The sequence below is a fragment of the Paenibacillus sp. 598K genome, from assembly GCF_003851045.1.
Lineage (GTDB): Bacteria > Bacillota > Bacilli > Paenibacillales > Paenibacillaceae > Paenibacillus_D.
This window is the reverse complement of sequence record NZ_BFBX01000042.1, coordinates 138,457-150,295: the sequence shown is the minus strand read 5'-3', so window position 1 is coordinate 150,295 and position 11,839 is coordinate 138,457. Positions and strand designations below refer to the sequence as shown.

General features: G+C 61.9%; 11 protein-coding genes, 1 pseudogene and 1 riboswitch. All 12 genes and pseudogenes read right to left on the bottom strand.

Going from position 1 to position 11,839, the window contains the following annotated elements; genetic code table 11:
• Positions 1–180 precede the first annotated feature (180 nt).
• Positions 181–1,428, bottom strand: a complete 1,248-nt coding sequence (locus PA598K_RS14305) for a serine hydroxymethyltransferase (protein ID WP_128657620.1) — start codon at positions 1,426–1,428, stop codon at positions 181–183.
• Positions 1,429–1,559: 131 nt separating this feature from the next.
• The gene (locus PA598K_RS14300) at positions 1,560–2,168 is read right to left on the bottom strand and encodes a TIGR01440 family protein (RefSeq protein WP_128657619.1); all 609 of its coding nucleotides are present in this window, start codon (positions 2,166–2,168) and stop codon (positions 1,560–1,562) included.
• Between the two features lie 12 nt (positions 2,169–2,180).
• A complete protein-coding gene (rpiB, locus tag PA598K_RS14295; protein WP_128657618.1) occupies positions 2,181–2,639 on the bottom strand; it encodes a ribose 5-phosphate isomerase B in 459 nt (152 codons plus the stop codon).
• 171 nt (positions 2,640–2,810) lie between these two features.
• Positions 2,811–2,891, bottom strand: a riboswitch (ZMP/ZTP riboswitch).
• 47 nt (positions 2,892–2,938) lie between these two features.
• Complete coding sequence (locus PA598K_RS14290) at positions 2,939–3,511, bottom strand: low molecular weight protein arginine phosphatase (RefSeq protein WP_128657617.1); 573 nt, start codon at positions 3,509–3,511, stop codon at positions 2,939–2,941.
• A 190-nt stretch (positions 3,512–3,701) separates the two neighbouring features.
• On the bottom strand, positions 3,702–4,262 hold the full coding sequence (locus PA598K_RS14285) for a manganese efflux pump MntP (protein WP_128657642.1): 561 nt from the start codon (positions 4,260–4,262) through the stop codon (positions 3,702–3,704).
• Positions 4,263–4,446: 184 nt separating this feature from the next.
• Positions 4,447–5,772, bottom strand: a complete 1,326-nt coding sequence (locus PA598K_RS14280; RefSeq protein ID WP_260405408.1) for an L-threonylcarbamoyladenylate synthase — start codon at positions 5,770–5,772, stop codon at positions 4,447–4,449.
• Positions 5,773–5,853: 81 nt separating this feature from the next.
• A complete protein-coding gene (gene spoIIR, locus PA598K_RS14275; protein WP_128657616.1) occupies positions 5,854–6,534 on the bottom strand; it encodes a stage II sporulation protein R in 681 nt (226 codons plus the stop codon).
• Positions 6,535–6,729: 195 nt separating this feature from the next.
• A pseudogene (locus tag PA598K_RS14270) lies at positions 6,730–7,299 on the bottom strand (N5-glutamine methyltransferase family protein); the annotation flags it as partial.
• A 257-nt stretch (positions 7,300–7,556) separates the two neighbouring features.
• Positions 7,557–8,633, bottom strand: coding sequence for a peptide chain release factor 1 (prfA, locus tag PA598K_RS14265; RefSeq protein ID WP_128657615.1), 1,077 nt, complete (start codon positions 8,631–8,633; stop codon positions 7,557–7,559).
• Between the two features lie 245 nt (positions 8,634–8,878).
• On the bottom strand, positions 8,879–9,979 hold the full coding sequence (gene ychF, locus PA598K_RS14260) for a redox-regulated ATPase YchF (RefSeq protein ID WP_128657614.1): 1,101 nt from the start codon (positions 9,977–9,979) through the stop codon (positions 8,879–8,881).
• A gap of 69 nt (positions 9,980–10,048) precedes the next feature.
• Positions 10,049–11,038, bottom strand: a complete 990-nt coding sequence (locus PA598K_RS14255; protein ID WP_128657613.1) for a DUF6612 family protein — start codon at positions 11,036–11,038, stop codon at positions 10,049–10,051.
• Between the two features lie 186 nt (positions 11,039–11,224).
• Positions 11,225–11,839: molybdopterin-dependent oxidoreductase (locus PA598K_RS37960; protein ID WP_260405407.1), on the bottom strand; the 615-nt coding region annotated here is incomplete at its 5' end.

Below are 11,839 nucleotides of genomic sequence, written 5' to 3'. Positions count from 1 at the left end.
ATTTCGCACATCTTGGGCGGATTTGGCCGGTTGGCGGCACCACTTGGGCCATATTTCGCACATGTCACAACATTGCCGCCGCCAGCCGCTCCTGCTTGGGCCCTCCCTAAGCCAGCAAAAAGCTCCAGCACCGCCAATTGGCGATACTGGAGCTTTTTGAGGTGCGGAAAACAAGCGATATTAGTATTGCATATCCGGATACAGCGGGTATTGAGCCGTCAGCTCGCGCACGCGGGCTTCCGCCTGGGCGTGAATGTCGGCGTTGTCCGGGTTCTTCAGCGTCATCGCGATGACCTCGGCGATCACCTTCATCGCCGCTTCGTCCATGCCGCGAGACGTCGCAGCCGGTGTACCGAGCCGGATGCCGCTCGTAACGAATGGCGAAGTCGGGTCAAACGGGATAGCGTTTTTGTTGACGGTGATGCCGACTTGATCGAGCAGATGCTCGGCTTGCTTGCCTGTGATGTTCAGGCTGCGCGTGTCGATCAGCATCAGATGGTTGTCGGTGCCGCCGGAGACGATGTTCAGTCCTTCGCCTGCCAACGCATCAGCCAGCACGCGCGCATTGTTGACGACTTGCTGCGCATACGTCTTGAAGGACGGCTGCAGCGCCTCGCCGAAGGCGACGGCTTTGGCAGCGATGATATGCATCAGCGGACCGCCTTGCGAGCCAGGGAAGACCGCCTTGTCGATCGCGGCAGCCCACGGCTTACGGCACAGGATCAGACCGCCGCGCGGGCCGCGCAGCGTCTTGTGCGTCGTCGTCGTCACGAAATGCGCATGCGGCACAGGGCTCGGATGCAAGCCTGCAGCGACCAGACCGGCGATATGCGCCATGTCGACCATGAACAGCGCGCCTACGTCATTGGCGATCTGACCGAGCTTTTCGAAGTCGATGATGCGCGGGTACGCGCTGGCGCCGGCGACGATCATCTTCGGACGATGCTTGAACGCCGCCTTGCGGACTTCGTCATAGTTGATCGTGAATGTATCCTCTTCGACGCCGTAAGCGACGAAGTTGTAGAGCAAGCCGGAGGCGTTGACCGGGCTGCCATGCGTCAAGTGACCGCCATGTGCCAGGTTCATGCCCAGCACGGTGTCGCCAGGGTTGAGCGTTGCCAGATAGACCGCCATATTGGCTTGCGCGCCGGAGTGAGGCTGTACGTTGGCATGCTCGGCGCCGAACAACTCCTTGGCGCGGTCGCGCGCGATGTCCTCGGCGATGTCGACATGCTCGCAGCCGCCGTAGAACCGTTTGCCCGGGTAGCCTTCGGCATATTTGTTAGTCAGTACCGAGCCCATGGCTTCGAGTACAGCTTCGCTGACGATGTTCTCCGATGCGATCAGCTCGATGTTGTCCCGTTGACGCTTCAGCTCCAGGCCGAGAGCCGCGAGCAATTCCGGGTCTTGTTTGCGCAAGTGTTCCATAATGGTTGATATCCTCCCTGTTGTGCTGCCCCCGCCGAACTTACGCCCGACGGAGGAGCTGTGTTATATTCGTTCGTCCTGCTCCCAAGATGAAACGGCTGCCGCCGTCCTTTGGCGTCACAGTAAAAACATTACTCGCAACTGCCGCCCGCCCGCTCCGGGGCGGTGGCGGCCGGTGGCTGATCCTCCAGCGTGTAGACGGCGCGGGCGCCGCCGATCAGGCGAGGCCGCGTCATCGCCATCGTCACGTGGGCTGCGCCGATCAAGCGGATCGACGGACGCAGGGGCACAGCTACCCGACGTAAATGCATGCCGATCAGCGTATCGCCGATATCGACGCCTGCGTGCGCCTGCACCGCCTCGACCAACACGGGATCGTTCATCGACCGATACGCCCAAGCGGCCATCGAGCCGCCCGCTCCCGGGATCGGCACTGCCGCCACCTCTTCCAGTCCATAGCGCGTCGCAGCCTCCCGCGTCAGCACGAGCGCGCGGTTCAGATGCTCGCAGCACTGGTAGACCGGGTAAAACCCCCGCTCCCGCCGCACAGCCTCGACACCCTCGTAGATCGCCTCGGCGATCTCCAGCGTGCCGGATGTGCCGATCCGGCGGCCGGCGACTTCGCTGGTGCTGGTCCCGATGACCAGCAGTTGGCCGGTAGAGAGCGATGCCGCCTCCGCCAGCTCGCCGACGATTGTCTCGACTTGCGACGCTATCGTCTGCAGATCCGTCGTTATCATAGCTGCCTCCGCTTATGGGTGTGTCGAATACTTGTCTTCGAGCGACTTGACCTTGCCGATGCGGCCGATATGGCGTTCGCCCTCGGAGAAAGGCGTCTCCAGCCACACCCGGATAATCTCCTGGGCGACGCCGGGACCGATGACGCGCTCGCCGAGCGCCAGCACATTCGTATCGTTATGCTCGCGCGTCGCCTTGGCCGAGAACAGGTCATGCGTCAAGGCGCAGCGGATGCCGGGGATCTTGTTGGCCGCGATCGACATGCCGATGCCGGTGCCGCAGATCAGGATGCCGCGCTCCACTTCTCCTGCCACGACCTGATTGCACACCTGCTGGGCAAAGTCGGGATAATCGACCGACTGCTCATTGTGCCAGCCGAAGTCTTGAATTTCATGCCCAAGCGATTCCAGAAACGGGACGACGACATCCTTCAGCCGGTAGCCCGCGTGATCGGCGCCGATTGCAATTTTCATTGGAACCCTCCTAAAAGTTTTCCGAAGGAAAACTCACTTCGGAAGCATACGCTTAAGTTTTCCGAAGGAAAACTCACTCCAGAAGCCTAATCGTTGTTTGTCCTACTCGCTCCCATTATACCCGAATCCCTCAAAAAAGACGAAAAAAGAGCATGACGTGCGAAGCACGCTGCTCTTTGCCCAGGCGACCGGCCATATGTTCCGATGCTCCCCCGTGGTTGCCCACTTCCGTCGCCAGTTACACCGGATCCTCATTTGTTACCCTAACTATACTGCAACCCCTGCCAAAAATCAAGGCATCACCGCAGCTTATCCAACAGCATGTGGATCGCCTCGGCGATCTCATCGGCTGTCATCTCGTATTGAGCCAACGTACCGCCGAACGGATCGCCGATATCGAAGCTCGGGATCTTCGCCTCCAGCTGCAGCAGCCGCGAACGCTCCTGCTCCGACAGCTGCTCGCCCAACGCCTGCTTCATGTGCAGGTCGGTGTAGAGGCGCTCCAACTCCTCGATGTCCGAGAGCACCTCGCCTTCGCGGGCGACGTATTCCTTGAGCGTGTGGCTCTTCTCGACAGCTTGCGGATACCTCTCCAGCAGATGCCGCTTATGTCCCGATGTCATCGTCAGGATCAGATCGGCCCACGCCACCGCCTCGGCGGTCAGCGCGCGCGAGCTCGCCTGATGGCGGATCTGCCGACGCCGCAGCGTCTCCGCTGCGTGCGACGAGATCGGCAGCCCGTCCACTGTCGATACCCCGGCGGAGCGCACCTCCAGCGCCACTCCTTCGCGTTGCGCCAGCTCGCGCAGCAGCGCTTCGGCCATCGGACTGCGGCAAGTATTGCCGGTACAGACGAACAAAATACGTTTCACTACGCCGCAACTCTCCTTTCAGCGGGCCAGTTGGCACTTTTGAGGTGCCCTGGCTGCAAGCTTCCTTTCGCACAGGTGCCGGACTTTAAGCGAAGCCTTCTCTGGCGATGGCTTACGAGCGCCGAGTGCCGACATTGCGTACTAGTTCTTCGCAGAGATCGCGATCTCCTTCATTTTTACCACATCTCGATCAGAATAAAAACATCAACCCGAACACAAACAGGATCACGCCGCCGCATGCCTCGCCCCAATCGCCCAAATGGCGGCTCACCCGGCGGCCAAGCAGCAGTCCCAGGATCGCGAAGGCCCCGCCCGCTGCGCCGAACAGCAGCACCGTCAACCAGATGCTCGCCGAGAACATCCCCAAGGTCACGCCGACCGAAAACGAATCGACGCTCACCATCAGTCCCAGCAGCAATGTTCCGGTTACCTTGCGATGATCCAGACTGCCGTCCGATCCCGGACGGAAGGAATTCCAGATCATATGTCCGCCGAGCAAGAGCAGCAGCACGCCAGCCGCCGTCGTCGCGACATGTCCGAGCAGCACGCTCATATAATTGCCGATCCACAAGCCGAGCAGCGGCATCAGGATATGGAACAGCGCGATCACGAGACTGAGGCGCGCCACATGCAGCAGGCGGATCCCCCGCAGTCCGATGCCGACGCCGAGCGAGAAGGCATCCAGGCCAAGCGCCGCAGCCAACACCATTATCGTCAGCAACTGGCCGGTCTGCACCGTAGCTTCCACCATCATGTATGGCAGACCTCCCCATGGTCATTCCGTCATTTGTTATCCAGCATATGCGGACAAGACGGCAAACATGACCAAGCCTCGGGCGGGAAAATGGACGAGCGGGCGAGCGGACGAACTGGCGACCGAGCGGGCTGGACTCGCATGGTTAGCTCAGCCATCCCATTGTGACAACGCCTGATTGCTATACGCGCACGAGACGGTGACCGGCCGCCTTGAGCAGCCGGTTGAGCAACGCCTCGCCGATGCCCGCTGGAGGACAAGCCTCGGCCCAGATCCGCTCCACGTCAGCGGCGTCCATCTCGCGCAGCGATGCGTACAAGCCGTGGGCAGCGGTCGTCAGATCAGCGAGCGAGCCCATCGTCAGCACGAGATCGGCATGGTAGTCGGCCGCGTGCTCAGTGTAGGTCAACACGCCTGCGCGTCTCCCCTCGACGCCAGCCAGACCGACCTGCCGCTGGATATAGGCGCTGACACGATCGGCCGGCCCCTCGACGAGCACCATCTCGCCGCGCGGTGCGTAATGCGTATACTTCATCCCCGGCGAACGGGGAGCATCGCTCCCCTCATCGCTACTCCGCACTGATGGGGAAAGCGGTCGCTCGGAAGCGATCGTCGGACCGGCTGTGTCGCTGGGGAGGGCGCTGCGTATCGCAGCGCCAGTTGGGTCATCTTGCGCATGCGCGGCGTCATCGACGACCGTCTGCACCTCGCCATACCGGCCGAGCGCCGCCGCTGTGACGCCGCCGGGCCGGAGGATGACGATGCGTCCATCGACGACCCGCACGACCGTCGACTCCAGTCCGACGCCTGTCGGGCCGCCGTCGACGAGGCCATCGATGCGTCCCCACAGATCCTCGGCCACATGATCGGCGCGCGTCGGGCTAGGGCGTCCGGAGCGGTTGGCGCTGGGTGCCGCGATCGGACAGCCGGACGCAGCGATCAGCCGCAGCGCTACCGGATGATATGGCATCCGCACAGCGACTGTATCCAGCCCGGCCGTCACCAGAGACGACACTGCGCCAGCGCGCACAGGCAAGACCAGGGTCAACGGCCCTGGCCAGAAGGCATTCATTAACTCATGCTCAAGCGTCCCGCAGCGCTCGGTCAGCGCGTCCAACTGCTCACGATCGGCGATATGGACGATCAACGGGTTGTCCGACGGCCGCCCCTTGGCTGCGAAGATCGCGGCGACTGCCTCGTCATTGCCCGCATCCGCCCCCAAGCCGTACACCGTCTCTGTCGGGAATGCGACGAGCTTCCCCGCGCGGAGCAGCGCAGCCGCTGCCCGCAGCTCGCTCTCTTGCCGCGCGTCCTCCTGCCGATCGTCTTCTTGCCGCCCGTTCTCCTGCTGTTCGCTCTTCGATTGCGCGTTCTCCTGCTGCCGATTCTCCTGACGCACGTCCTCCTGCTCGCTCATCCATGCTGCGGGCGCTTCGCCAACAGGGCCGCCAGTTCTTGCTATCAGTTCGTCGCTCGCGGCGACGGTAAGGTTCCAACGTATGGTCACGTGCTTCATTCCTTCGGACTCTAGTATCTGCGTCCTCCATTATACCATATCCCGCTCACGCCTCGGCAGACGGATGAGAGATTAGCTGAAGAGCCCCCGGAAGAAGTCGACGATCGACTCGATCAGCTCCCACAGGAAAAACTTCACCTCGGGCGCCTCGCCGCTCCCCTCAGCCTGGACATCAGCCGCAGACGCAGTGTCCGCAACCGTCGAATCGCTCATCGCAGGCTCGGCTGCGGCAGCCTCGCCGCTGATCCCGTCTACAAAGCACAACGGCGGGAACAGCACGCACCACCAGTTCTGACCGTCTCCAGCTCCGAGCGTTACACGCAGCGCTTCGTAATCGCCGGCCGGGTAGACCTGGCTGCCGTACATCTTGGTAGGGAACGGCACCGTCGCCAGTTCGACTTTGAAGTCATAGGCGAAGCCGCGGCTGCGCAGTTGCTCGGCCACCGTCGACTCCAGCTTCGCCAGATTCGCACGGATCGCTACTCTTGCATCGTCGATCGTCTGCGGGCCACGCGCCCAGCTCGCCATCTCGGCGACGATCGCACCGCGGACATGGCGCTTGATTGCCTGGTCCTGCGGAGCGTCGGAGTTGGCCAGGATGCGCAGACGGATCGATTCCTCGGGGATCGTCCCCTGCACGACGGCGGCGTCCATCCGCTGACCTTCCCAGCTCATGATAAGCACCATCAGGATTACGAAAAGATAGCCATACGAAGCGCGATACGAATAACGGGTATGATTGCGGATAACCATGTCACACAAGCCCCTCTCGTGCGCATCCGTCGATGCGCCAGCTTGCGTTCCGGAACGTCTATGCTCCTCAGTATGTCCGCCGCGCTCCCTCTCTAAACCTAGCAATCTCGTAAAAGATACCCGTCTCGTTCATTACCCGTGCAACGCAAAAACGAGCGGATCGCTCCGCTCGCTCTCATCATAGCCGCACTCCGGCTACCGAATGGCCACCACATGCCGCTCGATGCCGGCATAGTCCTCGATGATCCGCACCTCGCGCCACGCATACCGCGCTTCCAGCAAGCGCGCAACCTCGCGGGCTTGTCCCTTGCCCAGCTCGAAGGCAACGATGCGCGGCAACTGGGTGAGGCGCTGCAACTGCTCGACCATGCGGCGATACGGGTCCAGCCCGTCGCCGCCGCCGTCGAGCGCCAGCCTCGGCTCATAGTCGCGGACCTCGCGCTGCAGCTCCGGCAGATCGCCAGCCGGGATATACGGCGGATTGGAGACGACGATATCGGCAGCTAGACCAGCCGTCATCCCACTCACCGTATCCACGTTCACCCTATTCAGCCCGCCTGCCGCGCCATCGACCGTGAAGGGCAGCAGCAGATCGCCCTGGACAAAAGAGACGCGCGCGTCCACGCCAAGGCGCGACGCATTGGCCGCCGCCATCGCCAACGCATCTGCCGACAGGTCGGAAGCATAGACGCGCCACGCCGGGCGTTCAGCGGCAAGCGTGAGTGCGATCGCACCGCTGCCGGTACCGATATCAAGCACTGTCGGCGATTGGCGACGCTCTGTCTCCTCGCCAGTCCCCTGATCGACAGCGGCTCGCGTCTCCAGCTCGCCAAGCTCCGCCGAGCGTCCTACGGCCATGTCTTCCACACCTGACGCCGTCCCCCTCTCGGCCCCGTCGGTCCGCTGAACGCCGGACNNGTGCACGAGCGCAGACGCTGCGTCTCGCTTCTGTTGCATGCACTCGCCTCCCGTCTATTCTCGTCTACTCAGACTTCTCCGCTCTCGCGGAAGTCAATCGCAGGTTAAGCCAGATTCTCCTGCTCCAGCAGCTCGGCCTGCTCGGCGATCGTCAGCGCGGAGATGATCTCCTCCATATCGCCGTTGAGCACCGTATCCAGCTTGTGCAGCGTCAGGCCGATGCGGTGATCGGTCACGCGGCTCTGCGGATAGTTGTACGTGCGGATCCGCTCGCTGCGGTCGCCCGTACCGACCTTGCTCTTGCGCTCGCCAGCATACTTGGCTTCCTCTTCCTGACGGCGGATGTCGTAGATGCGGGCGCGCAGCACCTGCAGCGCCTTCGCCTTGTTTTCATTCTGCGACTTGCCGTCCTGACAGGTCGCCATGATGCCGGTCGGCACATGCAGGACGCGGACCGCCGACTTGGTCGTGTTGACCGACTGGCCGCCGGCGCCGCTCGAGCAGAACGTGTCGACGCGGATATCCTTGTCGAGGATCTCGATCTCCACATCCTCGACCTCCGGCATGACTGCGACCGTCGAGGTGGACGTATGGATACGTCCGCCCGACTCGGTCACGGGGATACGCTGGACGCGGTGCGCGCCGCTCTCGAACTTCAGCTTGGAGTAGGCGCCCTTGCCGTTGATCATGAAGATGATCTCCTTGTAGCCGCCCAGATCGCTCTCGCTCGCCTCCAGCACCTCGACGCGCCAGCCCTGCGAGTCGGCGAACTTGCTATACATCCGATACAGATCGGAGGCGAACAGCGCCGCCTCGTCGCCGCCAGCCGCGCCGCGCACCTCGACGATGACGTTTTTGTCGTCATTGGGGTCCTTGGGCAGCAACAGCACGCGGATTCGTTCCTCCAGCGCTTCCATTCGTTCCTTCAGCTCATCGATCTCCAGCTTGACCATCTCGCGCATTTCGTCGTCGAGCTTTTCCTCGAGCATCAGCTTGGCGTCGTTGTATTGCTCGGACGCTGCCTTATATTCCATATAAGCGTCATACGGCTCCTGCAGGTCGGACTGCTCCTTGGAGTAGTCCCGCAGCTTGCGGGTGTCGCTGGCGACATCCGGATCACACAGCAGCTCGCTTAGTTTCTCGTACCGGTCCGCCAGCGCTTGCAAACGGTCCATGTTCATACTGGTTCACACGCTCCCGTGCAGGACGTCATCGTCCCGCGATTAAGATTAGTCTCGTCGGCTGCGAGTCTCAAGCACGCTCGCATCCGCCTCCCTATAGTATATCACATTACGCAAGCGATGGAGCAGCCGCTACTGCGGACGCGCTCCACGCACGCGAAAGGCCCCACCCTTGTGAGGCCTTCCGATAATTGTTGCGATAGTTGCCGCCCCAAGGTCCGGCTCGGCAAGCTCCCACCGGATCGCTATACGTTGAAGCGGAAGTGCATGACGTCGCCGTCCTTGACGACATACTCCTTGCCCTCGAGGCGGAGCTGTCCCCGCTCCTTGACCGCGTTCATCGTGCCCGCAGCGACCAGATCGTCATAGGAGACGACCTCCGCCCGGATGAAGCCGCGCTCAAAGTCGGTATGGATGACGCCCGCCGCTTGCGGCGCCTTCATCCCTTTGCGGATCGTCCAGGCGCGCACCTCTTGCACGCCCGCCGTGAAGTACGTATACAGACCGAGCAGCTTGTAGGCCGCCTTGATGAGACGGTTCAGACCGGATTCCTCCAGTCCCAGCTCCTCGAGGAACATCGCCTTGTCTTCGCCCTCGAGCTCGGCGATCTCGGCCTCGACCTTGGCGCTGATCGGCACGACCTCGGCATTCTCGGCAGCAGCGAACTCGCGCACCTGCTGCACGTACGGGTTGCCGTCGCTGTCCGCTACCTCGGACTCGCTCACATTGGCCGCATAGAGCACCGGCTTGATCGTCAGCAGATGCAGCTCGCGGATGAGCATCCGCTCGTCGTCGGTCAGGTCCAGACTGCGGACCGGCTTGTCTTCGTAGAGCGCCGCCTTGATTCGCTCCAGCAGTTCGACCTCTTGGGCGTACTTCTTGTCGCCGCCCTTCATGTTTTTGCGGGAGCGGTCGATCCGCTTCTCTACCGACTCGATGTCCGCCAGGATCAGCTCCAGATTGATCGTCTGGATGTCGCTGAGCGGATCGACCTTGCCGTCGACGTGAGTGATGTTCTCATCCTGGAAGCAACGGACGACGTGGACGATCGCGTCCACCTCGCGGATATGCGCCAGGAACTTATTGCCCAGACCCTCGCCCTTGCTCGCGCCCCGAACGATACCTGCGATATCGATAAATTCAAAGGCGGTCGGTACAGTCTTGTTCGGTACGACCAGCTCCGTCAGCTTGTCCAGACGCTCGTCCGGCACCTCGACGATCCCGACGTTCGGATCGATCGTGCAGAACGGATAGTTGGCCGATTCGGCCCCCGCTTGTGTAATGGCGTTAAATAATGTCGATTTCCCTACGTTCGGAAGACCGACGATCCCGCATGAAAGTGCCACGCATAAACAACTCCTATCTCGATTTCATCTTTCGTCATTATACCCGAAGGGCTGGCGCAAGGAAAGACGTCAATGGTTAGCATCGTCAGCTCCGTCCGCTGCCCCCTCGTTACCTCCGCCATCCGTCGTGCCGCCGCCGCTCTCGTCCTCTTGCTGGAGTCGATCGAGCTCCTCCTGCAGCTGGCGCTCCATCTCCTCCCACTGCTGCAGCTCCTCCGCGCTTGGCATATCGATCTCCGGCGCGTCGACGGCTTCCTCCGGCACCGCGACAGGCTCGGTCGCATCCCATCGGTCATAGGCCACCTCGAAGGTCTGATCGATCGTCATCGGGCTGCCCGGCTCGAAGGCGATAGCAAATCGCGATTGGGACCAGATCTCGACCGGCAAGCCGCTCTCGGCATCCAGGACAATCCGGTATTGCACCGTCTCAGGCTCGACGCTGTGGAGGACCTCTGCAGGCAGTTGTCCGCCACCCAGCGTACTGTCCAGCAGGTCGCTCATCAGCGCGGAGGTCGCGCTGTCCTCGGCGCCGCCTTCATAAGTAAGGATACGCTGGCCGTCCTGCTCGCTTACGGTCAGCCGATCGCCTACCGTGTCCCTGATGCGCTGCAACTGGGCGGCGGGATTGACCTGATAGTCGGAGAGCGTCTCTGTCAACGTCGAGATCTCATCCTGCGGGTACTGACGCCATCCCTCATCGAAGCTATGATCATACACATAATAACCATCCGGGGTAAGGATCGTCTCGAGCTTGCTCGGCTCCTCGTCGCCGCCCGACTCGATCATCTGCGTCACTGCCAGCGGCTCCAGCTCGACCTGGCCCTCGGAGCGCATGGCGTATTGCTCGCTGTCCTCGCTTCCGCTCTGCGTCAGGCTCTGATCGAGCTTCATCGTCAGGGCGAAGCGCGACTTCGCATCCGTCTGCCGGATCGCTTCATCGAGCCTCGCTATCGTTTCGGAGTCTGTTACGGACTCCGGTTCGTTCTTTCCTTGCGTACAGCCGGATATGGCCAGTACGAGCAGCAGCAGCATGAGCCGCACCAGCGTTGCTTTATTCATATCTGTCGCCTCCTCGTTGTCGGATGATGGCGGTCGTCCTGGCTATTCCAGGCTGCTTATGGACACGCCCCATCCTTCAAGTGTGCGACAAATCGCTCCGATTGGCAAGTTTCTGGAAAATATAGGTTAACCATCCGGGTCGCCAAACAGGTTGCCGTTCAGTTCTTCGGTCAGGTCGTCCGTAGGTTAGCTCCGCCCCACCCAGGCGTCCTTGGCATAGCCTCTGACGATCCAGTATCCGTCATGGTCGCCGTCGATCAGCTCGATCCGATTGAGCCACTTGACCGACTTGTAGGCGTACATCTGCGGCACGATCAGCTTCACCGGACCGCCCAGATCGCTTGGGATCGGCTTGCCGTCATGAAGGAGAGCGACGAGCACATCCCCCATCTCGGCGATCTGCTCTAGCGTCAGCGAATCCGTATAGACGCCATCGCCAGAGTAGAACTTCACCGTCTGCGCGCCCGACCGCACACCAGCCTGATCCAACAGCGTCTGCAGCGGTACGCCCTCCCATGTATTGCTGTAGACCGACCAGCCCGTCACGCAGTGAAAATCGCTCACCTGCGCCGTCCGGGGCAGCGCGACGAACCGCTCCCAGTCGAATTTCAGCGGACGCTCCACCAGTCCGTCCACCGCAAACGACCAGTTCGCGTTGGAAAAGGCGGGAATCGGCGTCACCGTATAAACGCGGAAATGTCCCTGACTGCCGCCGCCGATCGGCGGCGCCGAAGCGGGCAGCGGCTCGGGCGGCGGCAGCATCTCATTCGCGTCGTTCTCGACCAGTCGCTCCAGGCTAGC